The following is a 25,320-nucleotide window of genomic DNA, read 5'->3' as shown; positions in this document are numbered from 1 at the left end:
GTTAAAATTGTCCCTTCCCAAAGGGAGGGGACAAGAAGGTTAAATTACTCAACAACAGGAACATCACAGTTAGGACTTGCCACAGCACAATATCCCCCAGGGGCTTCTGGTTGGCAAACAAACAGTTCATCATTCCATCGACACCAAGTACTTGCTTCTACGAAATTGGTTGCTAAGAAAAGTGCAGGAATAGCTGCTAGGCATGCTAGTTTTGTTTTTAGATTTTTACTAATCATAATAGTTTGTTTTAAAAATTCAACATACTTACAATTTAGGTGAAAAAGGGTTGTGCCGAATTCATCCTTATTTAAAAGGTGTGTGTTTTTTTTTTTTTTATGGCGTTATATTGGTGTTAATGGTTGTTTAGTTATGTCTTTAGGTTTCATTTAAGGATTTACTTCAATCCTCACCACCATTTCCGCCACCCGTTTTCCCAGGCCCTCAGCTTTCTTCAGGAAAACCTCCTGAACGGCCTTACCCGCATACTCTCCCTCACCGGTGATGGCGGAGGCACCGAAGGCAGCCTCAGTCTCCTGGCCTCCTACGATGACCATGCCGTGGATCAGCATGGAGTGGATGATGTTGAGCATCACCAGTTCCTCCCCGATGGATATGCCGCCTCCCGTTGCAAATGCCGCCCCGATCTTGTCCTTCAAAGGCCTGCCTTCAAAAGGCCAGGAGTTGATGAACTCCTGCACGGCCGGGGTTATGTTGGCATTATAGACCGGTGAACCTAATACAATGGCCCCTGCTTTTAATACATCCTCCTCAGAAATATCTTCAATGGATCTAAGAACCACCTCCACTTCCCCGGTTTCCGCCCCCCCGGCCACCGCCTCCGCCATGGCTTTAGTGTGTCCGGACGGACTGTAATAAGCCACCAGGACCACAGGTTTTGATTGGGCGCTTACAATGGCTGGAGCTATTAGGAATAAAAGAATTATGGAGAGGATTAAAATGCTTGATCTCATATCGGAAATATTATAATTGAAAATGTAAAATTAGAAATTAATAATGGAGTTTCCGTTGTTCCAAGGCTGGCATTACAACTTTGAAACTTTATGCTCTACCATATTTTTTCGCTGCGACCTTTGCGTCTTTCTCTGCGCCGCTGCGTGAAATTTCTTCCGCGAAGCAGCAACTCTGTGTAACTCTAATTGTAACTCTGCGAAACTCCGTGTCCCATTGTTCGCTTCGATTCCTCTTCCTGATTTCCAACTCTTTACTTTTCCATCTCTGAATTTCCGGCGCTTCTTTTAAGAAAACTCTGGCATTAGCCTTAACTTGCAAGCCTAAAATCATCCGATCGGAAAGGCCTTATTCAGGTGCCGGCCGGTCTGTACATTAGCATCAAAAACATGAACATCAACCATTACCTCAAGATTGCCGAGGAGCTGAGCGTCAAACTCAAGCAGGTGACCGATACGGTGGCCTTATTGGATGAAGGAGCTACCGTGCCCTTTATTTCCCGCTATAGAAAGGAAGTGACCGGAAGCCTGGACGAGGTTCAGGTGGCCAGTATTAGGGACCGTGTGCAGCAGCTGCGCGACCTGGACAAAAGGAGGGAGGCCATCCTCAAGTCCATCAAGGAGCAGGAAAAACTCACCCCCGAACTGGAGGAGAAAATCAATGCCGCCGAAACCATGGCCGTATTGGAAGATCTTTACCTGCCTTACAAACCAAAAAGAAGGACCAAGGCCACCATCGCTCGCGAAAAAGGGCTGGAGCCATTGGCCAACAAGATATTTGAACAGGAGTCATTTGACCTGGAAGCCGAAGCAGCCCAGTATGTGGATGCGGAAAAAGAGGTAAACTCCACCGAGGAAGCCCTACAGGGTGCGAGGGACATCATCGCCGAATGGATCAACGAAAACGTGGAGCTCAGAAAGCAGATGCGGGACCTTTTCATCAACGAGGGCAAATTCACCTCCAAGGTGATTCCCGGCAAGGAGGAAGAGGCGCAGAAATACAAGGATTACTTTGACTGGTCCGAACCCATCAAGACAGCCCCTTCCCACCGGGTGCTGGCCATGAGAAGGGGAGAAAAGGAGCTTTTCCTCATGCTGGATTCCCAGCCGGAGGAACTGGACGCCATCGCCCTGATGGAAAAGATCGTGGTTCAGGGTGCTGCCAATACTGCTGTGGAACAGGTCAAAATCGCCATCAAGGATGCCTACAAGCGCTTGCTGAAGCCTTCCATGGAAACAGAGGTAAGGCTTTATACCAAAAAGAAAGCCGACGAAGAGGCCATCAAGGTCTTTGCTGAAAACCTCAGACAGCTGCTTTTGGGCGCTCCATTAGGCGAAAAGGCTGTGATGGCCATTGACCCTGGTTTCAGGACTGGCTGTAAAACCGTCTGTTTGGGTCCCCAGGGGCAATTGCTGGGCTATGATGTGATTTATCCCCATGAAAACAGAAAGGTTGCTGAATCCGGTGCTTTGGTGAAACACTTGGTAGAAAAGCACCAAATCGAAGCCATTGCCATCGGCAACGGTACGGCCAGCCGGGAGACGGAATCCTTTGTGAAATCATTGGGCCTTCCAAAACATGTCATCGTGGTGATGGTCAACGAGAGCGGCGCTTCCATCTATTCGGCTTCGGATGTGGCCAGGGAGGAATTCCCCGACCATGACCTGACCGTAAGGGGAGCCGTATCCATTGGCAGGAGGTTGATGGATCCATTGGCCGAACTGGTAAAGATCGACCCCAAATCCATCGGGGTGGGGCAGTACCAGCACGACGTGGACCAGAATGCCCTCAAAAGCTCACTGGACGACACCGTAATGAGCTGTGTAAACGGCGTGGGTGTGGAGGTAAACACCGCTTCCAAGCAGTTGCTGACCTATGTGTCAGGCCTTGGCCCGTCACTGGCTCAGAATATCGTGAAATACAGGGACGAAAACGGTCCTTTCAAAAGCCGTGAGGAAATCAAAAAGGTGCCTAGACTGGGCGACAAGGCCTATGAACAGGCAGCGGGCTTTTTGAGGATCAGAAACGGCATCAATCCCTTGGACAGAAGTGCCGTTCACCCGGAAAGTTATACGGTGGTGCAAAAAATGGCCGCTGACTTGGGTGTGGACGTGAGCGATCTGATGAGCAGCGAGGAATTGAGACAGAAGGTGGTGTTGAAGAACTACGTTTCCGAGACCATCGGTCTGCCAACCCTTCAGGACATCATGGCCGAGCTTTCTAAGCCGGGCAGGGATCCGCGCGAGACTTTTGAAGTGTTCAGCTTCCAGGAAGGCGTCAACGAGATGAAGGACCTGCAGGTAGGCATGAAGCTTCCTGGAGTGGTGACCAATATCACCAACTTCGGTGCCTTCGTAGACGTGGGGGTACACCAGGACGGCCTGGTCCACCTGAGCCACTTGGCCGACAAGTACGTTTCCGATCCCAACGAGGTGGTAACCGTCAATCAGAAGGTGGAGGTGACCGTGATGGAAGTGGATCTGGGCAGAAAAAGAATAGGCCTGAGCATGAAGTCCGACCCCTTTGCCGAAAGGCCCAAGGGCGGAAAAGGCGGCGGAAGGCGCCCAAGAGAGGAAAAGGAACCCGAAGGCGATCTGGCTGCGAAGCTGGCGATGCTGAAGGGGAAGTTTAGGTGATATAGATTGCCACAGATGCACAGATGAAAAATAGATTAAAAAGAAAGGCTCCCGGAAAGGGAGCCTTTTTTCAATACAATTCAACTTTAATTTTTAAATTGCCCTTGGTGACATTTTCTGGCTCATATTCGATAGTAATTTTATTGTCATACCAATCACTTCTGAATTCCTGATTGATTTTTCCCGGCCCAAAGGAATCCAGCCCGTTTAGGGAAAATACTCCATCCACTTCTCCGACAACTGTTATGATTTTCGTTACCACTCTTTCTGAATCCGTTTTAAAGAATAATGTTTGTTTTTTCGAAACATCTTCAATGTGTTGAAATTCTGTATTGGTTTTAAATAAAATAATTATAAGCAAAAGAGAACTTAATATTATTATGGCGGTTAGAATGTTTTTTTTCATGGATTAATTGCATAAAATGTCTGAAGTAACAATTTCGGTCAATCCCGGAATTATTTGATTGTATTGGTTTACTTGGTCTAAAACCACCAAATCACCTCTATATAGAGCTTGTAAAACAAGATTGGCCACATTTGTATTGTTTGCAAGAAGACCTATGTCTCTCCCAACTTGATTATTGTGTAAATCCATAATTTTTTCCATTTCTCTATTGGATGGAGTATCACATTCATGAGCATCTGCAAACTGTTTTGATAATGGTACATTATTCGTTGATATGACATTTAAGGCATTCCAGTAAGCGTGCCTAAATGCATCACCACAGTCATTGTGATTGTTTCCTCCCCCATTTGGACCAAAAAAATCTTTTGTTTTTTCGTCAGCTAATATAGAATTTTCATAAATCTTGTAAATATTATGTAGATTTCCGTTGTATATGGAATTTCTTACTGTACTTTTTTCACAATCATTTAATTTTTTATATTTTTCTTCTATATAATTGATGATCTCTTCTTCCTCAATTACAGGGTCTAGAGTTTCACCTCCACCTCCACCACCGCCGCCACCAAGATCATCAGAAGGCGGTTCCAAAGAGGCATCTTGAGAACCTTGAGATCCTGGGACATGATAACACTTTGAAGAGGAGGAGGTGCTAACGTGATAGGTTGTTCCACTAGATGTGGTTACTGACCAAACATCATAGGTGATGGTGGTTACACAATAGGAAGCATTATTTTCGAATATTTTCTTCTTACTGTTTCTTTCCGGGGTTATTGTTGACTTGGTAGCACCATCCTCTAACTCTACGGCTAAAACAGCTTCTTCATTCCAATTGTACCAGTTATAAGTGCCTTTAAAATCTTCAGGCAACTTGTTGTAGGTTATTTGTCTGTTCCTAACCTTGTAAGAGAAATCAGGTACAATTTTTAGAATATAGGTTTCAAAATTTCCGACTCCTTTTTCTACAATTATTAGTTCAGTTACTACTTTGCTTTGAAGCTTTTTGTAAGCGGCTTCTACTTCATTAAGATGATTGCTCTCTAGGGGTGCCGGGAAAGACAAATCATCATACATGATTGTAAAGATGTGGATTTTCTCATTTTTAGAATTTACATCTTGACGGTAACTACCTTGGTTGATGTGCCTTTTGATGGGCTTTGTCTTTCCGGCAACGTTACCTTGGGGAAATACCTCTGTTCGGTTGAGGGAATCAATTTGGTTTAATAAAGCCTCGTTCAAATTTAGATCTCCATCTTTCTTAATTATTTCTTCTTGGTCAACTACACATCCTGTAGTTACGAAAAAGATGATAATCAAGTACCCAACTATCCTTAAGACATTAGTGAGGGGGAGTAAATCGTAAAATTGTTTTCATTGATTAAAAATTTAAGTTAAAAGATTATTCAATAAGTGATATTAATCCGTTAGTTGCAAAATAATTGGGGTGAAAATTTTATCAAAATATGTACAAGACGTTTTTTATGATGGGAGTATCTTTTATCTGTAAATGTAATTATGAAAAACTTTTATTGGGTATAATTTGGGTTATGTAGAATGGTTTACGAGGATAAATTGTTAGAAAAGGTGGCGGAAGGCATCAGAAAGAGGAAAAGGAACCTGAAGGCGATCTGGCTGCCAAGCTGGCGATGCTGAAGGAAAAATTTAGGTGAATAGATGGCCACAAATGCACGAATAAATATTAGTAAATTCGTGACCTTTAAAATATAAGAATAGGCTGCCTCTAAGTAGAGGCAGCCTAATTGTTGTTAAGACATATATAGTTGAATGGAAAAAATATATTCCCACTTTCCGTTTACCTTTTCATAAACAGCAAGGAACCCACTTCCGCTGGACATAAAGCCTGACCAGGAAGATTTCTCTAAAAATGTCCAGGCATATTGAAAATCCATCAGAAATGTGGGTTTTGATACTTTTAGAAAAGTAAATTCATTAATACCTAGAGAATCCATAGCTATTTCCGGGAATTGGTTTTCATATTCTTTACTGAGCAAATAAATATCATCCGATAAGCAATCAGCATGAAATTGAAAAGGTACTGTGGAATTAGTCAAAACCATCTGAAAATCCTCTTCTGTAAATATATTTTCTACTTTTGAAATCCTTTCATGGTGAGGTCGGATAGAAGTTTTTTGGAGTTCCACAAACTGGTTGAGATTATTTATGTTTTTTATATGGTTTTCTTTCCATTCAGTTGATGTTTCTTCAGCCAAAAAAACCAAAGAATCAAAGTCATAATAAAAGATGTGAAATTTTTCTTCTATAAGTTGATTTATAAGCTCATGGATTTCCTCTGATTCCTTTTGGATAACTTCCTGGGAAATGGAATCTTTTTGTTGATCTCCACAGCCAAACAGAAACCAAATGAAAATTATTGTATGGTAGAATCTTGCCATGATGGTTCGCATGCTTTTGTGCCTTTGGGTTCAGTGCCTAAATATTTTTCGCCATTACGTTCTGCATAATAGTGATCACGAATCCTATCTTTATCCAAATCAGACAGCTGTTGGTAAACATCTGTTTGATGTAATCCTCCCCACGCCATATCCATAAAGAATTGATGATCCTCAAGAATCGATGTAGGGTACCCAAGAGAAGTTGCAAAATTCTTTAATTCTTCTGCTATATCATAAATAAAAGCCTGCTCAACAAATAAATTGTGATGACTTGGATTTAGGTCCCGGTCGCCATATTTATCAATATATGCATTTATCAATGCATTCAGACTTTTATCCTCTCCCGGAAACTGTTCTACAAATAATAAGTAAGCATGCAAGGTTTCGTGCAGGATGGTTCTGCCTATCGAAAGCTCAGTAGCCGAAGAATTAACAGCTTCATTCAAACTTATAATAGCCTTATTGTTTTGTAATTTAGGGTTGGTACATGCTGTTACTCCAGGGCCGCAATACCCATATTTTATTTCCACGTGAAAATTCATAGGTGCAGGTAGGTCGCCGGCAAACTTTTGAAAGATTTTTTTAAATTCTTCTTTTGTCGACCCAATTAAGGTGTTTATCAGAATCTGATGGCATTTTGATAAATGCTTCATATCTATTTTAAAATTATCTTCCTCCACCTCAGGCTCTGAAGTAGAATCTAAACCTCCTCCTGTGCCCGCTAGCGGATCAGGTTCTTCTGATATAGGCCCCTGGCTGTTATCATCCGCATCAATACATTCATATTGGTAAGTAGTAGTGCAATTAAGTTCCGAGCTCATGGTTTCCTCTTCGAGGAAGGAATCATATTCCATTGAGGTTGTCACCTGACAGGATTCAGTCTCTGTATATCCGCAGGTGCCGGATAGATTTGCACTATTCGGTATCTTTTTTCCTGTTGCAGCTCTGAACCTCATGAGGGTTTTTCCGTCATTGACTCTCCATCCCTTGATGAGGTTTTCGTTTAGCGTGGTAATAATCAGTTCACCGGAAAAGTCGGAGGGTGTTTTGCCATAATTTACTTCGTAGAATAAATCCCTCCTGTTGTTTACCGAAAGGTCTGTTTCGCTATGGATCTTAAAAATAAACACATCATACTCTCCGTTGCCCTTTTCCACCATCAGCAGGTTTTGGCTGATCTGATGGGGTCGGGGTCTGTTATTTTTGAACTTTTCCAACATGAACCTGGAGACCATGGTCTTGTTGACCTGAAGGCTGACTTCCAATACTTCCTGACCGGCGGCATTTTTATGCTTCTTAGTCAGATTCCAATTGGGTCTTTTTTCAAAATTAGAGGAATTGTTTCTGAGGTTTTCACCGTTGTCTCTTGACAGGTTTGTCTCTTGGGATTCGAACCAGGCTTTAGCCTTTAAAATTTCTGGATCACTTATTTGGTTTTCAGATCCAAAAGGTTCCTCAGGTACACAGGCAATTGTAAACATCATCAGCAAACCGAACAGTCCAAGCCCCCTGAAGGCTGTTTGTCGCTGAAATGGAGACTTAGGATGCCTCCTTGCAAACGCTAACTTGCTGAAAATGGGGGGGGGTAAATCGTAAAATTGTTTTCATTGATTAAAAATTTAAGTTAAAAGATTATTCAATATGTGGGATTAATCCGTTAATTGCAAAATTATGGAGGTGAAAATGTAGTCAAAATATGTGCAAGGCATTTTTCAATATGTAAAAATATTTTATTAGGAAATGTAAATTTCTGGATGGTTTGGTTGGGCAAAATTCTGATATGTAGAATTAAATTCGATAGTGGGTTGTGGAAAGCGTCCCAGAGAGGAAAAAGAACCCGAAGGCGACCTGGCTGCGAAGCTGGCAATGCTGAAGGGGAAGTTTAGGTAAAAGATGGCCTTTAACTCTCGGGGAGGGTAGATGCATAGATCACAAGGTAAAATGAGTTTATTTTCACTAATTTTTGTAGTCTTTCTTTCTCTATTATAGGTAGTATTAAATAATAGCTTTTGTCAGGTCAAATTTCATTAATACGTATTCATCTTCATTTTCTTGATTTGGTTGGTTCAAATAAAATATGCCTTCATGCACAAAGCAACTCTCCAAATTATTCCCTTCGGGTATAGTGAAGTTAAGGATAGCGCCCAAGTTCCACTGTTGATCATAAATGAGGATTTGATAGTCAGATTTTAATTTGGATGCTTTTCTGACATCCATTGCCTTAAGATCCTCTTCATTGATCTTTTTGGGTAGTTCTAACACTCTTAGAAAAGTCGAGGTTTTGTTATCGTAAAAAAGTTTGATGTTTTTATGATTTTTGGGGTTAGAGTTCCATTGGGTGTTTCTCCCATTTCTGGTAACCACATCGGGATAATAAATAACTTCATTACCACTGTCCAATTTATGATTTTGAACGATTTTGCAGTCTTCTATTCGATAAACTGAATCTGATAAGGCATACATAAACCAATATTCATCCTGCGCATGATTTCTCGTCCCAAGGGTCAACGTAGCAGAGGGACTGTCATGAAAGGATTCATCATATGGTGAATTAAAATTAGAGACACAGCTAATACCTTTTTCCAAATCAATTTGAAAAACCCAAGCACTAAACTCAGTATCAAAACCTCCATTAGGATCCATGATATCAAAAGGGTTTAATACAACTTGGTATTTACCTGTACTTAGTTTGGTGAGATTCCCTGTCCCTTTGGAAATTTGGGTAAATTTATGTTGGGTGATTTCTGAAAGGTTAATGTGTATATCCCGGTTTAATCTTCCGTTTACATAGCTATGAAATTGACCTATTTGATTAAATGCAACATATTCCGCAGGCGAAATCATGGCTGTACCATTCATAGATCTTTTCATAGCTTCCGGGCCGTCAAATGGAATCTGAAAGGAAAATTTGCGAAGGCCCGTTTCAAAATCAAAAAGCTCATATTTGTTGGTCGTTTCACTGACAAAGTATCTTCCAGAATCAGACTCTACGGTTCCCGTAAACATTAGAATGTTACTGTCAGAAGGCTTATTAATAATGAATTGCCCACTTTCGAAATCAAAGAGGTTAGCAGGTTTAATTGAGGGAGAATTATCGCTGCATGAAAATAATATTAAAAATAAAGCACAAACTAAAAGGCTTCTCATCTTATTAATTTAAAATGGACTATGGAATTAATTAAACTTAGCGTAATTTTTATTCCAATCAAAATAATCTGTTAACAACTTAGTAAAACTAATTTATGCCGCAGCCTGCGTTATCATCTCCTTTTTCCTAATCGCCAAGGCGATCACTACTCCTGCAGAAAAGAACATCAATAGGCTGTAGATGGCAGGGGGGATGGTCATGGCCGTATTCTGCAGCATGGAGGCGGCGATAGTAATGGCCAGGGTGCCGTTTTGGATGCCGGATTCAATGGAAACGGTGATGCGCTGCCGGACATTTAAACTGAAAAGTTTGGATGTCAAATATCCCATCAGCAAGGTCATGATATTAAGGCTCAGTGTAACGGGCCCGGCCAGTATGAAATACTCCACCAGGTGTTCTCTTTCCTTGACTATGGCCCCACCAATGATGACCACGAGAAAAACGGCTGACATAAACTTTACCGGTCTGTCGGCCATCCTCGCCCAGGAAAGCGCAAAATTCCGTATTACCATGCCCAAAACAATTGGGATGATGGCGATGATAAGCAATTTTATGATGGTTCCCGCCATAGGCAAAGTGACCGCTTCTCCTTCCGGCATGAAGTGCAGGATGGAAAAGTTGACGATCAAGGGGATGGTAAACATGGAGACCACCGTGGTGATGGCCGTCAGTGATACCGACAAGGCTATGTCGCCTTTTGCCAGATGCGTACACAGGTTCGAGGTTGGCCCTCCCGGACATGCGGCCAATAACATGACTCCGACCGCAAGCTCAAATTTCAAGGAAAAGAGCAACAGCAGGAGAAATGCCATTAGGGGCAGTAAGAGCAGTTGGTTGAGCAGACCAATAGATATGGGTTTTGGATTACGAAAAATCCTTTTGAAATCAGCTGGCACAAGATTTAGGCCCATACCGAGCATAACCACAGCCAGGGCGAGGGGAAGCAGCAAGTCAGTGACGATGTTTTGTTCCATAAGAATAGTTGGTGATTTATCACTAAAATAAACGATAATAATAAGGAATGTACTTTTAATATCATAAATGTTAGCTTAGCCTTGTTATGAGTTATCTTGTAGATAGTCGACAAAATCTGAGTATATCTCAATTTACCCTCCCCAGAGTGAGGAGGGTAATTCCACAACTTTTTAGTGAATTAGGCTAAATAGACTAACCCGCAGTAATTTTCAAAAACACGTGTTGTTTCATAAAAATGGATATTTATTTACTATAAATATTCGTTCATCAATTTTTTCTAAATTTATTAACAAAAGGTGATTTTTAACCTGAAAACAATAATATTTTACCTCAATTGAAATATTTTATTATATATTGAAATATTCATGTTAAAATTGAATTTGTCATAAATAATTTAGTTGAAAGGTGAAACCCTTTTAAAAGTGGTGTCGGGTTTAAGTGCATACACGGATTTTAAAAAGGTTAATTTTTTAAGGCAATAATCTTAATATCAGTGGAAAAGGATTGTATTAGCTTGGTAAAATCATATTTTTTCTTCTCTAGTCTAAATTTCGTACGGTTTTCTGGGAATAGATTTTGGCTTGGGGCTTCTCACCGGAATTGGAAAAATGATGTGAATTCCGGTCAAAGAATAAAATTCCCCAGCAATTAAATTATTTAGAACATGAGTAAATCAAAAAACAAGTTTTCGCTTTTATTGAGTTTAGCTTTCTTAGGTGCAGCATTCTCAGCCTGCGACACCACAGGTCAGGATGAGTTCACAGAAGAAATGGCCGCATTGAGGTCCACCTCGGCCAACATCCTGGTCCAGGAAAATTTTGAAGGAAGCAACCCTTTTGGGCAGGTTCACCGGCAGCTTCCTGCGAGCCATTCTTTCAAGACGGTGCAGGATCCGCGGGATAAGTCAAACAAGGGCGGAAGATTTGAATTGAGATACAAGGATCCCATCGTCAGCGGGGGAAAGAGGGCAGAGGTCCTCTTCCCGGCCCAGGCCAACAGGGACAGGTGGTATTCCTACTCTTTGTATGTTCCTTCAACTGGTTTTAAGAAAGACAGGGACAACGATATTATCTCCCAATGGCACCAAGAGGGGGGAGGAAGCCCAGCCACCACGATCAGAATTCAAAATGACAGGTTTTTGATTAAATCCGGAAACACCAAAGAATCCAGAAAGGATTTTGACCTCGGGGCGCTGCAAAAGGATACCTGGCACCACTTCGTCTTCCACATTGTCCATTCTCCGGGTACCGACGGACTGCTGGAGGTTTGGCAAAACGGCAAAAAAGTACTTACCCACAAAGGAGGCAACATGTATAAACTTCCCTTGCCTAGATGGAAAGTAGGAATCTACAAAGCCTCATGGGCCAACAGGGCTACCGATACTGACGTAAGGGTGATCATGTTTGATAACATCAAACTAGGAAGCCAAAAAGCCGTACTTTCAGAAATGGGAGCAAAATAAACGTTAAAATTTAGCAATCAGGGCAGCTCAAGGGCTGCCTTTTTTTTTGGCCGGCTGGCAAAACCTATTCTTTTTCAACTTCGTCTTCCAGTTTCAATACCAAGTCTCCGCTTTCCTGTTCGATCAGGAGGGCTTTGTTGCCCTTTTCTCCCTTGCGGGTGATTTTTGAGCCATCTATGGTTTTGCTTACCTCCTCATCATAGGTTTCTTTTACTTTTCCATACCCATATCCATCACCCCATTTCCATTTTACTTTGCTTCCTTCCCTGATCATAGTTAGATTTTTGTTTAAAGTTTGAATTATGCGTTTAAATAAAACCATTTTAATGACTTGACTTTTCGTACTTGATACATGCTGGTAAACCTTCCTAAACTGTTTCTTGTTATTTATGCATTAATAAAATTTGGAGTAACGCGAGAAAGTCTTGACGGAATTCCATTGGCACCAAAGACAATTTCAATCAGATGAAAACATATATTATTGTAACCCTGTTAGCCATTTCGGTGGCCTTTGGCGCGTGTGCGCAGGAATCCAACAGGAAAGAAACCCAGAATGAAACTATGTCAGAGCAAAATGATGAAAAGCTGATCGTAAAGGATGGAAAAAACAATCCTTTCAATGTATTGAACGATATGGAGGATTACGTAATCCGGAAAAAAGGTACAGAGAGACCCTTTTCGGGAGAGTATGACAACCATTTTGAAGCAGGAACCTACATCTGCCGACAGTGCAATGCACCACTTTACAAGTCAGAGGACAAGTTTGACGGCCACTGCGGCTGGCCTGCCTTTGACGATGAGATAGAAGGTGCGGTGACCAGGAAGACTGACCCCGATGGTAGGAGGGTAGAAATCCTTTGTGCCAACTGTGATGGTCACTTGGGGCACGTATTTGAAGGGGAAAGATTCACCGACAAAAATGTTCGACACTGTGTCAACTCAGTTTCCATGAGCTTTATTCCCGACGGGAAACCGCTTCCTACTAAGGTGGAAAATTAAAGAAATTAACCGCAGAGACGCAGAGGGCACAGAGTTTAATTTAATGTTTGCATATTCTGCGCCTCCCCGATCCTCTACGCTCCTCGGGACAAGTTCCGCGGTTTTTAATTTTAAGCCGGTACAGCAGGGTGTGCCGGTTTTTTTATAATCCATTTTGCCGATACATAGGCCGCAATTGTCCATCCAATAATCAGGTTGAAACTAACGCCCAAAGCATAGACATTGGGCAAGCCCCACCAGTTCATCAACTGCCCATAGATTGCCGTGACAGCAGCCAGGGAGGCAAAAACAATGATCGCCATCCGTCTGCCAAAAGGCAAGGGCTGGGTCAGGAAAAGCAATATTGATAAAAGGAGGGCCACCAAGGCTTGGGTAATGATCTCTTTGACAAAATATCCCGTCATATCATACGTCTCTATTGGCCGGTTGACAATCCAGGAAAATGTATCATCCGTGGTTAGGGTACTGATTTTTCCAGCAAAGAGGGAATCGTAAGCTGAGGTGGTGAGACTTTGGGCCGGCAATTCCAAAACCCGGTCGGATTCAAATTTTTCCTGTCCCGGACTCTGGGTAGCTACATTTTGAGTAGAAGGGACCCCCCACGGGAACAACTGCGTCATTCCGCTCCATAAAAACAAAATTACCGTGATGACCAAAATAGAAAGTAGGATTTTTCTCATAAGGAAAAGTTTGAAATAGTGAATTTAGTAATTATTCCAAAAATTGGAAATTTTCCTACTGTAATTGGCTACATATACTGTTTCTAAGTAACAGCCCTGAAATAAATTTGTGTAAACATGGCCACTCACTTTTGGTAATCATACCTAATAACAGGTACTTAACGGGGATAATTTGTAAAATTGACTTAAGTAGATTTTATCAATGAAGCTGCTTCCGAATATCCTTCCTCCTTTAACCTGTTTAAAATCAGGAGAATTTTGGACATACTCACAGATACGCCTTTCAATCCTATTGTGCTATAATATTTGCGCTCTTCAGGGAAGCGTTTTATTTTCAGGTATTGCCTGATGTGGCTACATATGTCCTTCAATTGGACATGAAGGTTGATTAAAAGGGAAACCATTTCCGGGTGAAGATCATCAGAGTATTTCATATTTAAAATAGCCCAAATCTCATCCGCCTTTTCATTGAAATAATCATAAGTGTTGTCGGAAAATAGCTCCTCTTGGTGGAGGCTTCTGATTAAATCTTCCTCATTGAGGGCAGCTATCCTGATGAGGAAAACATTGCGCTGGTCCCGTACGGCCTGGATGGCCTGCAATTCGTCCAACTCATGATCAATGGTGGGTGAAAATCCGAAGACCCTGGTTGAGATCCCGTCTCTCAATCTGTTGACGTTTCTGGATATAAGGTAATTGATTTCCTCCTGTACATTCTTCCATCGCTTGGTTTTGGACCGGACCAATAGGACATCAATGATAAACAGCGTAAAGGCCGCACCAAAAAGCTCGGCAAAGAAATCCATGGTGATGCCGTCCTGAAAATCTCTCAAATACCAAAGGAGAACCATACTGCAAATAAGGACCAGATAAACAAGGATGGGAATCTGGGACCTTTTTATACGCCGGGATATTTTTTCTTTAAGATTTTTACCGGTTTGGTGGATGTTGAAATTCATCGTTGAAGATTTACTCGAGATCGATTTTGATGGTTTGTGGCTATACTCGGTGTTACTTTTCTTGTAACTCATTTGCTGATTTTTTTTAATAACATTTCGTAATAGGAGCTGCTCACCGGAACCATTTTCTCCCCAATAGAAAGCTGGTGCCTCTCGACGCGGTCAATTTTGGAGCTGTTGACGATAAAGGAGCGGTGGGTCTTGATAAAGCTTGCGGGAACCAAGTCTTCAACCTCCCCGAGGGTCATACGGCTGAGAATTTTTTCGCGGGGCAGGTGGAAGGTGACATAGTTGCCGTTGGCCTCGCAATACTGGAGGTTGTCAAAATCAATCCGAACCTGCTCGTAGCCGGTCTTGATGAAGATGGATCCAGAGCCCGCACCTGCTTTGAAGGCATACAGTTCCTGGGCCTTTTGGCAGGATTTCAAAAAGCGGCTAAGGTGGAAAGGCTTGAGCAGGTAGTCCACCGCGTCTAATTCGAAGCTTTTGACCGCATGCTCGGAATAAGCGGTGGTAAAGATAACCATGGTCTGCTTGGGAAGCAGGGTGGCCAGTTCCATCCCTGAAATATCCGGCATCTTGATATCGAGGAAAATCAGGTTTACGGGATTGTCCTTAAGGAATTCCAGTGCTTGTATGCCATCGGTGAAGGCATGCTGAAGGTCCAGGAAAGGAACCTTGGAAGCATGTGCCTTCACCACTTCCAAGGCCATGGGTTCATCGTCAATAGCTATTGCCGTCAGCATCTTTATCATTTTAACTTGATGCTTAAATGTACAAAAAATTCCATTTCATTTTCCCTGACCACCAGCTCGTTCCGGTCACCGTAAAGAAGTTTAAGCCTTTGCCGGACATTTTCCAGTCCGATTCCCGAAGCCTTGTATTCCGGGTCATCGGCATCCTTTCGGTGAATGCTGTTGTTGACGTCCAGGTGAACGGATCCCTCAAGGCAGCGGAGACTGATCTTTATCCAGGACTTTTTTCGGAAGCTGATGCCGTGTTTGAAAGCATTCTCCACAAATGGCACCAGCAACATTGGTGCAATCATTCCCGAACAAGGAGTCTCTCCGGGTAAAAAGGTGATGTCGATGTTTTCCTGATCCTGGAGCCGGAGCAGCTGCAGGTCCACGTAATTGAGCAAGTATTCTCTTTCCCGCTCCACAGGAATGGTGTCCTGGTGGTTTTCGTGCAGCATGAACCTCATCATGTCCCCGAGTTTCTGTATGCCTTCGCCGGTCCGTTCTGCGGTTTCCTGAAGTGCTGTTCCGTAAAGTGTGTTAAGGGCATTGAAGAGAAAGTGGGGGTTGATCTGGGAGCGGAGAAAATCAAGATTGGCTGCCCCCTGGTCCACCTGCAGAGAAAGGGTGCTGATCTGGCCCAGAAAATCATCATATTTCCTGAAAAGGAGATTGGACAGGGGCAGTACCACCAACATCATCAATAGGATGCAGATTGCGCCTGCAATCAATGGTTCCAAGGACCTGCCTCCAATGCCTATGACAATAAAAATTATGGCCACCAAGGCAGGTAGTAGCCAGTAATAGGCCCGTGCCTCACCATTTCTTCCTGACTTTTCATATTGGTAGACAAGGAGGAAGTTGTATATAGAAACGGCCAGGATCGCAGGAAGAACGATCATATAAACCACCAGCAAAAGATCCCAATAATACTTCTGCATCTTCAACAGGAAGAGCATAGTGAATAAATATAGGGTAATGAGCCGGATAATATTGTAAAAAGAATAATCCTTGGGAGAATGATCCAGAATGAGCCTTTTAAAGATATAAACCAACAGCAAATAGGAAAGGTAAATAGCCACTGCTGAAAAATAAAAAGGCATGAAAGGATGGTCCCCATAGTTGGCTCCAAAGTAAAAAGGCATGCTCAAAGCTAAGGATACAAAAAACACCAAAAGGGAATAAATGATCAACTTTGATTTTTTCCGGTCCAGTAGATATTGGGGAATGATTTTCATATGAACAAAATAAAACGCCCCATACAATATCAGCGGAAGGAAAATATTGGCGATATAACGGTTCATCCTAAGGTCATTGCCCCGAGTAAGATAATCGATGTTGACGGAGAGGATATTACTTAGAACAATTGCCAGAAAGATGATAGTAATAAACCACCACTCAATCTGTCTGAAGGAAAAAGGTTTTTGTTTCACGAGAGTAATTTTAGAGTAATATTTTTAAAGAATTGCCATTCATTTATAAATTTAATATGCCAATATAATTCCCTGGGTCCCTGAACTGCAGATACTGATACCACTTTTTGGTGGAGGTAAAAGTTGTAAAACAGTCCTATAATCAGGAGCAGGAAGATTTTTCTTTTATATGCGCTGGGCTTCATTATATTTTGAATTTGATAGGACAAGAATATCAAACAGTAAAGAGGCATGCAAAAAAATGTGACGGAAGGCTTGAATTTTGGGATGGAATTATTCGCCTTTTGAGGAATAAAAAAATGAAGGTTTAGCACACCAAGGGCTAAAGTTCTGGAAGAGGTGGAGAATTTAAATTTCCAGGGGAGGGGAATTCAGGGAAGGAGCCTAAAACAATATTTAATTTAGTCAGCCAATTAATCAATCATTTTCAGGTAACCTTCAGGAGTCATAACTCCGATTTTGCTGTGTTTGAAATCTTTTACATTTCGTGTAATAATTACATTTAGTTTCCCGGCCGATTCTGCTGAATAATTTTGCAAAGCATCTTCAAAATCCCTGAAACTGGATCTCAGCGATTGTTGTACCACCTCCTTATTGATAATCAGAACCTCTATAAAAGACATCAGATCCTTAAGTTTATCAATGACCGTCTCATGCTTAGCAGTTTGCCTCAGCAAATAATAAATATTGCTGATGATAACAGGAGTAACATATCCGGTAATTTCCCCTGCTTCACAGAGCGCTAAAATTTTTGCGGCATCATCTGAAAAGGGTTTCCTGTCAAAGAAAAAATCAAGGATAATGTCTGTATATCGATTAATACATTTTTCATTCCTTAAGATATTTCTTCTTTAGGCCTCTAGCAAGCTCTTTTTTGTAATCAAAACTTTCAGGTGCTTTAAATGAGCCTTTGAGGGATTTTACCAAAGGCGTTAATTCCGTGATTTTCTCAGTTTTTTCTTCCGTCAAAACTTTCAGGTAATTTTCGATGAGGTCAGATAAACTTCTTCCCTTATTTGAGGCATACCTTTTTGCCTTTTCAATTACATCTTTGTCAAGCGTTAGGGTTAATTTGGTGTTCATAAGTCCTTAATTTAACAGGTTTAATATACGAAATAAAAAAAGAAATACGTGTAAATTTTCCAATATAATTACGTGGCTTTGGGGTTGCCGGGTGCGAAATCTGCGAGAGGAAAAAGCCTCCTTTTCCCCCAAACACATTATCTTGCAGCTTCATTAATTATTTCGACTTATGAACTGGAAAACCGTAAAGGAATACGAAGACATTACCTATAAAAAATGCGACGGGGTGGCTCGAATTGCATTCAACAGACCGGAAGTACGCAATGCCTTCCGACCAAAGACTTTGTTTGAACTTGAAGAGGCGCTGATCGATGCCCGGGAAGACAATACCATTGGAGTCATCCTGCTTTCCGGCGAGGGACCGGCCAAGGACGGCAAGTATGCTTTCTGTTCAGGCGGCGACCAGCGTGTTCGAGGTGCCAAAGGTTACCAAGGTGAGGACGGTGTTCAGCGACTCAACGTTTTGGATATTCAGCGTATTATCCGCTTTATGAGCAAGGTGGTGATCTGTGTAGTACCAGGCTGGGCTGTCGGTGGAGGTCACAGTCTTCACGTGGTCTGTGATATGACACTGGCCAGTAAGGAGCACGCAATCTTCAAGCAGACGGATGCGGATGTGGCTTCTTTTGATGGGGGCTATGGTTCGGCTCTTTTGGCCAGACAAATAGGGCAGAAGCGCGCTAGAGAGATATTCTTCTTGGGTAGAAATTATTCAGCCCAGGAGGCTTTTGAAATGGGTATGGTAAATGCAGTGGTCGAGCATGACAAACTTGAGGAAACCGCCTACGAATGGGCTCAGGAAATCTTGGGTAAAAGCCCTACAGCCATCAGAATGATCAAATTTGCCTTCAACTTGGTAGATGATGGAATGGTAGGTCAGCAGGTCTTCAGTGGAGAGGCCACCCGATTGGCTTACATGACCGAGGAAGCAGAAGAAGGCAGAAAGGCATTCCTGGAAAAGAGAAAGCCGGATTTCAAGCAGTTTCCTTGGTTGTCGCTTTAGAAAAGGGTCACAAAGTGGCACAAGGAAAAAAGAAGTAGCACAAAGATCATAAAGAAATCCCAAAGTGGCATAAAGTAAAATGAAGTCGCACGAATGTGGAGCTACTTTAATTAAATTGGCCAATAGAGGTAATAAATAAGAGTACATTTAAAAAAAGGAGGGGTTCGGGAACGGACTCCTCCTTTTTCGATGAATAATCTATTTCTTATCTCTGCGAGCTTTTCGTCTCTTCGGTTAATTTTATGTCATTTAATGTCACATAAACGTTTATTTTATGAACGTTGACTTGTTGTTTTTATAAACATTCGTAACTTAGTGTCAGTTAAAACAACAACCACTATGGAGACGCACACAGAACAACAGTCGAAAATCAGAATCACAAGCAAGAAGTTGGCTTCGGGAAATCATCAGGTGAAATTTTTCATCGAGGATGAAAAACATCCACAATATGGTTACCTTTTGGTGACCGGATCCAGATCGGTAGGAGAGGTGATAGAAGAGATCAAAAACAGGATTGCTGAAAAGAGAAAAGCTTCCTATGACCTACAGCGTTTTTCTTTCAGCCGCAATTACCAAGATGACCATAATTTTTATCTTTATAGTGCTTAAATTGACTGGCATTTAAATACCCTGACGATATGAATCTTGGAAAGAATATTAGGTTTTTGAGAAAATCCAGCGCCATGACTCAGGAAGAGCTTTCCGAGAGACTGGGAGTTAAAAGGACCATGATCTCAGCGTATGAGGACGGCCGCTCTGAACCTAAACTTCCTTCTTTGCAGAAAGTAGCCTCAATATTCAATGTAAGTCTTGATGATTTGATTGAAAGGGATTTGGAAACTCAGGGGAAAAGGACTTTTCAGTCTGCCGAAACAAGGATCCTTACGGTCACATTGGATAAAAAGGAGGAGGAGACTATCCCCATGATTAGCCAAAAAGCTTCTGCCGGCTATCTCAACGGCTATTCCGATCCGGAATATATGGAGCAATTGCCCCAATTCAATTTGCCAAATCTTCCCCGAAATGCATCCTATAGAGGTTTTGAAATCAGTGGGGACAGCATGCTGCCTATACTGCCCGGCACCGTGATAATAGGTTCTTTTATTGACGATTTCCAGAATGTTAAAAGCGGTAAAACCTATGTCCTGGTTACCGGAACTGAGGGGATTGTATACAAAAGACTTTTTAACTATTTGGAGGAAAAAGGGACGTTGTTGCTGGTGTCTGATAATGAACAATATAAGCCCTACGAGATAGCACCAGAGGATGTGTTGGAGATATGGGAAGCCAAAGCTTTTATCAGCACGGAATTTCCCCACCCCAAAGACAAGAAGGAAAAAGTCACACTTGAAGATCTTTCAGAGATGATTTCGGACCTCAAATCAGAAATAATCCGCCAACGGTAAGTTCCTCCCTTGGTCTTCCCTCAGAAAGCCCAATTAAAGTATCTGTGCCCTCAGATCCTCCCGATCCGTGATATCCTCGGAACAGTTTCTGGGGTTTATTTTCTTGTGTCGATTTTTTTCTTTGCGAACCTCAGCGTCCATTGCGGTTAATTTTTTTTCAACCCTCCCTCTGTGTTTTCTGATCCTCCCGATCCGCTACCAGTATAAAGCAAAAGGCTGCCCAATGGACAGCCTTTTAGATTGGTATATGAAGAGTTGGTTAATTTTGTTCCAATTCGCCTTCTTCGGCTTTTTGTTTTAGGTCTTCGTTAGCCCAGATGGCCACTTCAACCCTTCTGTTTTTCGCTCTGCCTTCGTCGGTCTCATTATCCGCTACAGGCTTGTCAAAACCATGGCCTGTGGTGGTAATCCTGTCGCTGGCCACGCCTTGCATCTTCAAATAGTTGGCTACAGAACTGGCCCTTCTTTCGGAAAGACCCTGGTTATAAGTTGCCGAACCACGGTTGTCCGTATGGCCTTCTACTTGGATATAGGTATCAGGGTACTCATTTAGGATCCTGGCAAGCTCCTGAACATTTTCCTGTGCGGCAGGAGTGAGGCTGTAAGAATCAAAACCAAACAAAATACCCGATTCAAAAGTCACTTTTATCCCTTCACCCACTCTTTCAACTTCTGCATTCTTGACTTCCTCTTCCAATTGCTTGGCCTGACGGTCCATGTAGCGGCCAATTGCTGCACCGGCTGCACCGCCCACTGCGGCTCCGATCACGGCGCCTCCGGCTGTGCTACCTTTTTTGCTGCCTATCACGCCACCCAGAACACCTCCGGCACCGGCACCGGCTGCGGCACCTTTACCGGTGCTGCTCCAGTTGGCACAGCTGAATAAAAAAACAGCCCCCAGGGCTATGGCACATAATGATTTTAAACTACGCATATAATTTTTTAGGGTTGGTTCAGCTTTCTAAATCCGCTTTTGATTTTGGAAACCGCATCAAAAGAATCATCTAGGTTAAATATGCCTTTGCCAAATTCATGCCAGAAGCCATCCCCTAAATTGATATAGTGGCCTCGTTTGGTCGGTTTGGCCTCTTTTGCCAGTTCATAATCGTAATCAGGCAAATACACAAAACCAAGCATATGTTTGGTAGCCTCAAAGTCTGCTTCTTTCTTTTGTCCGTTGATTTCCAGGTCAACCTTGCGGGTGGCAAACTTCATTTTCAGGTCATAAAACAGCTCACCTTCCTCTTTGGTGTTTACATAATATTGAAGATTCAGTGGCAATTCCCTATTACTGATTTCATATACAGCCTGAATGAAATCTTGGGCCATATGCTGCCAATCCTCATTGTTTGCTGGTATGCCGCGGGCTATTTTTCCATGAAGGTCTTTGGCTAAGACTTTTATCCCGCCTTCGTCTCCCAAGTACTTTTTATTGGACCAGCGGGTGCTGGCGTAAAGCTCTTTTAGGGGCTCTTCCCAAACTTTTGGCAGCTCTCCCTTGTATTGAAAGTCATCGTTCATCGTGAAGCCCTCGTCAAGGATCTCTTCCTCGGTGAGCCCCTCGCGATGGGTATAGGTGATTTCAAGTTGTGTATTGACGAAGCCTTTTTCAAAACCTACTCTGATTTTAAAAGTATGGCTAAAAGGCGGCGGCACTGAACCGGAGTCAAATTCAATCTCCAGTCTGGTGATATCTTCTTTCTTTAAATGCATGTTACAAAATTATATATTTCTATTAAATTAATCTGTTTATTTGCACGTTAGATCGCATATGCAAGACCATATAGAAAAAATCGTGCAGGATGTCTATGAGAATGGATATGCTGTTGTTGAAAATTTCATTTCAGAAGACTTCCGCAAGGAGTTACTCGCCGAACAGCAGGACCTGCTTGAACATGGCCAGTTTCGCCATGCGGGAGTGGGAAAAGGGGATGCCTTTACCATCAGACCTGAAATCCGGAGCGACAAAGTGCTTTGGATGGACCACCTGGTTCTCACTCCCCTGCAAAATCAATATTGGAACTTGGTGGAGGAAATACGAGTTGCGCTTAATCAGCGGTGCTTTTTGGGTTTGCGCTCTTTTGAAGCTCATTTTGCCATGTACCCCCCTGGCTCGTTCTATTTGCGCCACCTGGATCAATTTCAGCAGGTTAAGTACAGGGTGGTTACCGTCATCATTTACTTGAATGACTCCTGGACCGAAGAGGATGAAGGCAAGCTGCGGATGTACCTGCCACAGGAGGACGGAGAGGAAAAAATACTGGATATTATGCCTAGCGGCGGAAAGCTTGTGGTTTTCCTCAGCGCCGAAATCCCCCATGAGGTATTGCCTACCAACAAGCAAAGGATAAGTATTACGGGTTGGCTAAGGGATATTGAATATTCGTAACTGCTTTGCGGAGGCAATTGCAACAAAAGCTTCTTCGCGGAGAAAATGGCCACGAAGGGCACAAAAATGTAAAGTGGTACCAAGGCCTGTTCGCAGTAACAATTGTTCACAAAGTGGCGAGAATTTTTTGCATCAACATAGTACTTAGTACCTAGTACATAATACATCATTTACCTTTTTCTCCTCGGTCTCGGTATTCGTGATGCTTCCTCGGTTTTGCTACTTTGAGCGACAGCTTGGAGGATGGTTTGGATTTCGTTGGGTTGGAGGTAGCGCCACTTTCCCTCAGGGATGCCCTCAAGGGTGATGTTCATGATCCTGTCTCGCTGAAGGCTGGTGACTTCGTACCCCAGGTATTCGCACATCCGACGGATTTGCCTGTTCAGCCCCTGGGTAAGTGTGATTTTAAATACAAAGTTCGAAATCTTTTCTACCTTGCATTTTTTGGTGACCGTATCCAGAATTGGTACCCCGTTAGACATTTTATCAATAAAGCTTTGAGTTATGGGCTTGTTCACCCCCACAGTGTATTCCTTTTCGTGATTGTTGCCCGCCCTAAGAATTTTGTTGACTATATTCCCATCATTGGTTAGAAAAATTAAGCCCTTGGAAGGCTTATCCAACCTGCCTATTGGGAATATCCGCTTCGGGTGCTTGATAAAGTCGATGATGTTTCCTTTGATATGCCTTTCGGTTGTACAGGTAATGCCCACTGGCTTATTGAAAGCCAAGTAAATGGGCTGTTCCTTGGCCTTAATGGGCTTGTTGTCCAAAAGGACTTCATCCCCTTCAAATACCCGGTTGCCCAATGCGGCCACCTCACCGTTGATTTTGACCCTGCCGGCCACAATGAATTTTTCAGCCTCACGTCGGGAGCAGATCCCCGTGTCACTGATGTATTTGTTGAGGTTAATAGAACTTCTTTGCTCTTCCATTTCTAAGCTCCTTTCAATTGTGCCTTCACGGATTGTAGTATTTCCGCATTGGTTTTGCTGTCCGAGAAAACCTCCAGTAATTTTGGCTCCATCGATTTATTGTAAAAACTATCCAAAGCAGCCCTCAGTTCATAACTATTGCTGGCAGATTGATAAGCAAACCCAAACTCTTTTGCTAAGTGTTCTGCGCTTAAAGCCTGCTTAGTTTCAAAGAACTCCTCCAATTCCGGCTGGGCTGCTGGTCCATCGATCAACCTGAATATTCCCCCAGCGTGATTGTTGAGTACAATTATCCGAAGATTAGGCATGTTGTAATTGTGCCAGAAGGCATTGCGGTCGTAGAAAAAGGCCATGTCACCCGTTATGAGCGTCACAGCATCTTTGGTCGTGAATGTGCAGCCCACAGCGGTGCTGTTGGAGCCATCGATCCCACTGGTACCCCTGTTGCAGACAATCTCGAAGGGAAGATTTTTTAGTCCCAGGAAATTGAAATATCTGACAGCCATGCTGTTGGAAAGGTGAAGCCTGGATTCAGAAGGGATTTTTTCCCCAATCAGGTGCACGGCTTGATATTCACCAAACCTTGCGCTCGATAAAACCTCCATAAATCTTTTTCCAATTTTTTCGTCCTCCCTCTTCCACTTCTGGACGAATGTCTGGCTATGCCCAGGTTCAACTTTTGAAAAGAACCCAAAAAAAGACTTTGGTGATACTTGGATCAACTTACTCAAGCCTTGATAAGTATCGGGGCTATAGGCTCCGGCAGGGGAAATGTGCCAGTGTGTTGCCCCACTCGCCCGCAGGAATAGCTTTAAGCCTTTGGAGATAATGGATTTTCCAAAACTGATAATAAGATCAGGTTCAAAATCCTTATCCTCCTTGATATGGGGTATAAAGGTGTCGTGAAAAGTAATACTGTTTGAGCTGGATAAATTGGAAATGGCATCTGTCACCACCGCAGCCTTCCCGTCTTCCTGTAACTTGCCAAGCAATTCCCTGATAGCTCTATTTGGCTTTTGCTGCCCGGGAACAACCATTATTTTTTTGAATTTCTTCAGGCTTTCGCCCAACTTCAGTTCATCATCAGCCGAGAGAGTGCTGTTCCCCTTTACCGTTTCAAAACAGGGTAAGTCTTTTTTAAAGTCCAGCATTTCCTCTCTTTTCGGGTAGAAAGGTTCTCTCAGAGGGATGTTGATATGTACAGGGCCTGCTGGGTAGCTATTTGCCAAGTTTATGGCTTCATTTGTGATCCGGTGGGCATGCCAAACCTTATCCTCATTTGAAAATTCATCGGGGAAGTTAAAACTCCCCTTCACGTGTTTGCCATAGATTTCTTCCTGCCTGATGGTCTGCCCATCCCATTGGTCAATCCACTCCTTTGGGCGATCAGCGGTGATGATTAGCAAAGGAATTTGCTGATAATACGCCTCAGCTACAGCCGGGCCGTAATTTAATGCGGCAGATCCGCTGGTGCAGACCAGTACCACGGGTTTTTCCAGCTGCTGGGCCATACCCATGGCCACAAAAGCAGCCGACCTTTCGTCGGAAATAGTCCGGCAATGGATATCGGGATGCCTGGCAAAGGCCAAAGTAAGCGGAGCGCATCGGCTTCCAGGTGAGAGTATGGCCTCTTTTATGCCTTTTTTAGCCGCAATGGCTACTAGATCATTGATGGGCTGGATTACCAAA

26 protein-coding genes are annotated in these 25,320 nt (G+C 42.8%); 7 read left to right on the top strand and 19 right to left on the bottom strand.

Translation table 11 applies throughout. The annotated features are described in order from the left end of the window. Window positions 1-44: 44 nt before the first annotated feature. Together KI659_RS12065 and KI659_RS12060 are read right to left on the bottom strand one after the other, a co-directional pair. Window positions 45-236, bottom strand: a complete 192-nt coding sequence (locus KI659_RS12065; RefSeq protein WP_213945604.1) for a hypothetical protein — start codon at window positions 234-236, stop codon at window positions 45-47. 150 nt (window positions 237-386) lie between these two features. Then, the gene (locus KI659_RS12060; RefSeq protein WP_213945603.1) at window positions 387-971 is read right to left on the bottom strand and encodes a flavodoxin family protein; all 585 of its coding nucleotides are present in this window, start codon (window positions 969-971) and stop codon (window positions 387-389) included. A gap of 387 nt (window positions 972-1,358) precedes the next feature. Between KI659_RS12060 and KI659_RS12055 the strand changes: the two genes are divergently transcribed. After that, a complete protein-coding gene (locus tag KI659_RS12055; RefSeq protein WP_213945602.1) occupies window positions 1,359-3,605 on the top strand; it encodes a Tex family protein in 2,247 nt (748 codons plus the stop codon). A gap of 70 nt (window positions 3,606-3,675) precedes the next feature. Here KI659_RS12055 and KI659_RS12050 read toward each other — a convergent pair whose 3' ends face one another. The 6 genes from KI659_RS12050 to KI659_RS12025 all read right to left on the bottom strand — a co-directional run bounded on the left by KI659_RS12050 (window position 3,676) and on the right by KI659_RS12025 (window position 10,580). Then, window positions 3,676-4,011, bottom strand: a complete 336-nt coding sequence (locus KI659_RS12050) for a hypothetical protein (RefSeq protein ID WP_213945601.1) — start codon at window positions 4,009-4,011, stop codon at window positions 3,676-3,678. A gap of 3 nt (window positions 4,012-4,014) precedes the next feature. Further along, entirely contained in the window at window positions 4,015-5,325 is a 1,311-nt protein-coding gene (locus KI659_RS12045; protein WP_213945600.1) for a DUF6973 domain-containing protein, read from the bottom strand. Between the two features lie 449 nt (window positions 5,326-5,774). Then, window positions 5,775-6,422, bottom strand: coding sequence for a hypothetical protein (locus KI659_RS12040; protein WP_213945599.1), 648 nt, complete (start codon window positions 6,420-6,422; stop codon window positions 5,775-5,777). Further along, window positions 6,398-7,906 carry a hypothetical protein gene (locus KI659_RS12035; RefSeq protein WP_213945598.1) on the bottom strand — a complete coding sequence of 503 codons (1,509 nt, stop codon included), beginning with the start codon at window positions 7,904-7,906 and terminating at the stop codon, window positions 6,398-6,400. The genes KI659_RS12040 and KI659_RS12035 overlap by 25 nt, the downstream gene beginning before the upstream one ends. A 511-nt stretch (window positions 7,907-8,417) precedes the next feature. Beyond that, entirely contained in the window at window positions 8,418-9,569 is a 1,152-nt protein-coding gene (locus KI659_RS12030; RefSeq protein WP_213945597.1) for a hypothetical protein, read from the bottom strand. Window positions 9,570-9,662: 93 nt separating this feature from the next. Next, window positions 9,663-10,580: a bile acid:sodium symporter family protein gene (locus tag KI659_RS12025; RefSeq protein WP_213945713.1), complete on the bottom strand. Its 918-nt coding sequence runs from the start codon at window positions 10,578-10,580 to the stop codon at window positions 9,663-9,665. 629 nt (window positions 10,581-11,209) lie between these two features. Here KI659_RS12025 and KI659_RS12020 point away from each other — a divergent pair. Then, the gene (locus KI659_RS12020) at window positions 11,210-12,007 is read left to right on the top strand and encodes a polysaccharide lyase (protein ID WP_213945596.1); all 798 of its coding nucleotides are present in this window, start codon (window positions 11,210-11,212) and stop codon (window positions 12,005-12,007) included. 64 nt (window positions 12,008-12,071) lie between these two features. On the opposite strand, the gene KI659_RS12015 is transcribed toward KI659_RS12020, so the two are convergent. Beyond that, window positions 12,072-12,281: a hypervirulence associated TUDOR domain-containing protein gene (locus tag KI659_RS12015; RefSeq protein ID WP_213945595.1), complete on the bottom strand. Its 210-nt coding sequence runs from the start codon at window positions 12,279-12,281 to the stop codon at window positions 12,072-12,074. A gap of 191 nt (window positions 12,282-12,472) precedes the next feature. Here KI659_RS12015 and KI659_RS12010 point away from each other — a divergent pair, with 191 nt between their 5' ends. Continuing rightward, window positions 12,473-13,006, top strand: coding sequence for a methionine-R-sulfoxide reductase (locus tag KI659_RS12010; RefSeq protein WP_246535386.1), 534 nt, complete (start codon window positions 12,473-12,475; stop codon window positions 13,004-13,006). Window positions 13,007-13,116: 110 nt separating this feature from the next. Here KI659_RS12010 and KI659_RS12005 read toward each other — a convergent pair whose 3' ends face one another. From KI659_RS12005 to KI659_RS11980, 6 genes are all read right to left on the bottom strand, one after another. After that, window positions 13,117-13,686 carry a hypothetical protein gene (locus tag KI659_RS12005; RefSeq protein WP_213945594.1) on the bottom strand — a complete coding sequence of 190 codons (570 nt, stop codon included), beginning with the start codon at window positions 13,684-13,686 and terminating at the stop codon, window positions 13,117-13,119. A 185-nt stretch (window positions 13,687-13,871) separates the two neighbouring features. After that, the gene (locus KI659_RS12000) at window positions 13,872-14,717 is read right to left on the bottom strand and encodes a hypothetical protein (RefSeq protein ID WP_213945593.1); all 846 of its coding nucleotides are present in this window, start codon (window positions 14,715-14,717) and stop codon (window positions 13,872-13,874) included. Then, window positions 14,714-15,391 carry a LytR/AlgR family response regulator transcription factor gene (locus KI659_RS11995; RefSeq protein WP_213945592.1) on the bottom strand — a complete coding sequence of 226 codons (678 nt, stop codon included), beginning with the start codon at window positions 15,389-15,391 and terminating at the stop codon, window positions 14,714-14,716. Before KI659_RS11995 ends, KI659_RS12000 begins: the two co-directional genes overlap by 4 nt. A 5-nt stretch (window positions 15,392-15,396) precedes the next feature. Further along, window positions 15,397-16,815 carry a sensor histidine kinase gene (locus KI659_RS11990; protein ID WP_213945591.1) on the bottom strand — a complete coding sequence of 473 codons (1,419 nt, stop codon included), beginning with the start codon at window positions 16,813-16,815 and terminating at the stop codon, window positions 15,397-15,399. 413 nt (window positions 16,816-17,228) lie between these two features. Beyond that, window positions 17,229-17,564, bottom strand: a complete 336-nt coding sequence (locus KI659_RS11985; RefSeq protein ID WP_317195971.1) for a PIN domain-containing protein — start codon at window positions 17,562-17,564, stop codon at window positions 17,229-17,231. A 79-nt stretch (window positions 17,565-17,643) separates the two neighbouring features. Then, window positions 17,644-17,898 carry a DUF6364 family protein gene (locus KI659_RS11980; protein ID WP_213945590.1) on the bottom strand — a complete coding sequence of 85 codons (255 nt, stop codon included), beginning with the start codon at window positions 17,896-17,898 and terminating at the stop codon, window positions 17,644-17,646. A 169-nt stretch (window positions 17,899-18,067) separates the two neighbouring features. Here KI659_RS11980 and KI659_RS11975 point away from each other — a divergent pair, with 169 nt between their 5' ends. The 3 genes from KI659_RS11975 (at window position 18,068) to KI659_RS11965 (ending at window position 20,307) form a co-directional block, all read left to right on the top strand. Continuing rightward, window positions 18,068-18,901: a 1,4-dihydroxy-2-naphthoyl-CoA synthase gene (locus tag KI659_RS11975; protein ID WP_213945589.1), complete on the top strand. Its 834-nt coding sequence runs from the start codon at window positions 18,068-18,070 to the stop codon at window positions 18,899-18,901. A gap of 339 nt (window positions 18,902-19,240) precedes the next feature. Beyond that, complete coding sequence (locus tag KI659_RS11970) at window positions 19,241-19,510, top strand: hypothetical protein (protein WP_213945588.1); 270 nt, start codon at window positions 19,241-19,243, stop codon at window positions 19,508-19,510. A gap of 29 nt (window positions 19,511-19,539) precedes the next feature. Then, window positions 19,540-20,307, top strand: coding sequence for an XRE family transcriptional regulator (locus tag KI659_RS11965; protein WP_213945587.1), 768 nt, complete (start codon window positions 19,540-19,542; stop codon window positions 20,305-20,307). A gap of 259 nt (window positions 20,308-20,566) precedes the next feature. Here KI659_RS11965 and KI659_RS11960 read toward each other — a convergent pair whose 3' ends face one another. Then, window positions 20,567-21,241 carry an OmpA family protein gene (locus tag KI659_RS11960; protein ID WP_213945586.1) on the bottom strand — a complete coding sequence of 225 codons (675 nt, stop codon included), beginning with the start codon at window positions 21,239-21,241 and terminating at the stop codon, window positions 20,567-20,569. 8 nt (window positions 21,242-21,249) lie between these two features. After that, window positions 21,250-22,020 carry a hypothetical protein gene (locus KI659_RS11955; protein WP_213945585.1) on the bottom strand — a complete coding sequence of 257 codons (771 nt, stop codon included), beginning with the start codon at window positions 22,018-22,020 and terminating at the stop codon, window positions 21,250-21,252. A 58-nt stretch (window positions 22,021-22,078) separates the two neighbouring features. Here KI659_RS11955 and KI659_RS11950 point away from each other — a divergent pair, with 58 nt between their 5' ends. Next, window positions 22,079-22,696, top strand: a complete 618-nt coding sequence (locus KI659_RS11950; protein ID WP_213945584.1) for a 2OG-Fe(II) oxygenase — start codon at window positions 22,079-22,081, stop codon at window positions 22,694-22,696. Window positions 22,697-22,866: 170 nt separating this feature from the next. On the opposite strand, the gene rluF is transcribed toward KI659_RS11950, so the two are convergent. Then, on the bottom strand, window positions 22,867-23,631 hold the full coding sequence (rluF, locus tag KI659_RS11945; protein WP_213945583.1) for a 23S rRNA pseudouridine(2604) synthase RluF: 765 nt from the start codon (window positions 23,629-23,631) through the stop codon (window positions 22,867-22,869). Between the two features lie 2 nt (window positions 23,632-23,633). After that, window positions 23,634-25,319, bottom strand: coding sequence for a 2-succinyl-5-enolpyruvyl-6-hydroxy-3-cyclohexene-1-carboxylic-acid synthase (gene menD / locus KI659_RS11940; protein ID WP_213945582.1), 1,686 nt, complete (start codon window positions 25,317-25,319; stop codon window positions 23,634-23,636). Window position 25,320 lies beyond the last annotated feature (1 nt).

The sequence above is a fragment of the Litoribacter ruber genome, assembly GCF_018449405.1.
Taxonomy (GTDB): Bacteria; Bacteroidota; Bacteroidia; order Cytophagales; family Cyclobacteriaceae; genus Litoribacter; species Litoribacter ruber.
The sequence above is the reverse complement of the archived record's forward strand: the minus strand, read 5'-3'. Positions and strand labels throughout refer to the sequence as shown.

Excerpts from the sequence above, each read along its gene's own strand:
- rluF (WP_213945583.1), bottom strand. The coding sequence starts at position 23,631 with ATGGAAGAGCAAAGAAGTTCTATTAACCTCAACAAATACATCAGTGAC.
- KI659_RS12015 (WP_213945595.1), bottom strand. The coding sequence starts at position 12,281 with ATGATCAGGGAAGGAAGCAAAGTAAAATGGAAATGGGGTGATGGATAT.
- KI659_RS11960 (WP_213945586.1), bottom strand. The coding sequence starts at position 21,241 with ATGCGTAGTTTAAAATCATTATGTGCCATAGCCCTGGGGGCTGTTTTT.
- KI659_RS12005 (WP_213945594.1), bottom strand. The coding sequence starts at position 13,686 with ATGAGAAAAATCCTACTTTCTATTTTGGTCATCACGGTAATTTTGTTT.
- KI659_RS11995 (WP_213945592.1), bottom strand. The coding sequence starts at position 15,391 with ATGCTGACGGCAATAGCTATTGACGATGAACCCATGGCCTTGGAAGTG.
- KI659_RS11965 (WP_213945587.1), top strand. The coding sequence starts at position 19,540 with ATGAATCTTGGAAAGAATATTAGGTTTTTGAGAAAATCCAGCGCCATG.
- KI659_RS11970 (WP_213945588.1), top strand. The coding sequence starts at position 19,241 with ATGGAGACGCACACAGAACAACAGTCGAAAATCAGAATCACAAGCAAG.
- KI659_RS12020 (WP_213945596.1), top strand. The coding sequence starts at position 11,210 with ATGAGTAAATCAAAAAACAAGTTTTCGCTTTTATTGAGTTTAGCTTTC.
- KI659_RS12050 (WP_213945601.1), bottom strand. The coding sequence starts at position 4,011 with ATGAAAAAAAACATTCTAACCGCCATAATAATATTAAGTTCTCTTTTG.
- KI659_RS12040 (WP_213945599.1), bottom strand. The coding sequence starts at position 6,422 with ATGGCAAGATTCTACCATACAATAATTTTCATTTGGTTTCTGTTTGGC.
- KI659_RS12035 (WP_213945598.1), bottom strand. The coding sequence starts at position 7,906 with ATGATGTTTACAATTGCCTGTGTACCTGAGGAACCTTTTGGATCTGAA.
- KI659_RS12060 (WP_213945603.1), bottom strand. The coding sequence starts at position 971 with ATGAGATCAAGCATTTTAATCCTCTCCATAATTCTTTTATTCCTAATA.
- KI659_RS12030 (WP_213945597.1), bottom strand. The coding sequence starts at position 9,569 with ATGAGAAGCCTTTTAGTTTGTGCTTTATTTTTAATATTATTTTCATGC.
- KI659_RS11980 (WP_213945590.1), bottom strand. The coding sequence starts at position 17,898 with ATGAACACCAAATTAACCCTAACGCTTGACAAAGATGTAATTGAAAAG.
- KI659_RS12010 (WP_246535386.1), top strand. The coding sequence starts at position 12,473 with ATGAAAACATATATTATTGTAACCCTGTTAGCCATTTCGGTGGCCTTT.
- KI659_RS12000 (WP_213945593.1), bottom strand. The coding sequence starts at position 14,717 with ATGAGTTACAAGAAAAGTAACACCGAGTATAGCCACAAACCATCAAAA.
- KI659_RS11950 (WP_213945584.1), top strand. The coding sequence starts at position 22,079 with ATGCAAGACCATATAGAAAAAATCGTGCAGGATGTCTATGAGAATGGA.
- KI659_RS11955 (WP_213945585.1), bottom strand. The coding sequence starts at position 22,020 with ATGCATTTAAAGAAAGAAGATATCACCAGACTGGAGATTGAATTTGAC.
- KI659_RS11975 (WP_213945589.1), top strand. The coding sequence starts at position 18,068 with ATGAACTGGAAAACCGTAAAGGAATACGAAGACATTACCTATAAAAAA.
- KI659_RS12065 (WP_213945604.1), bottom strand. The coding sequence starts at position 236 with ATGATTAGTAAAAATCTAAAAACAAAACTAGCATGCCTAGCAGCTATT.
- KI659_RS12055 (WP_213945602.1), top strand. The coding sequence starts at position 1,359 with ATGAACATCAACCATTACCTCAAGATTGCCGAGGAGCTGAGCGTCAAA.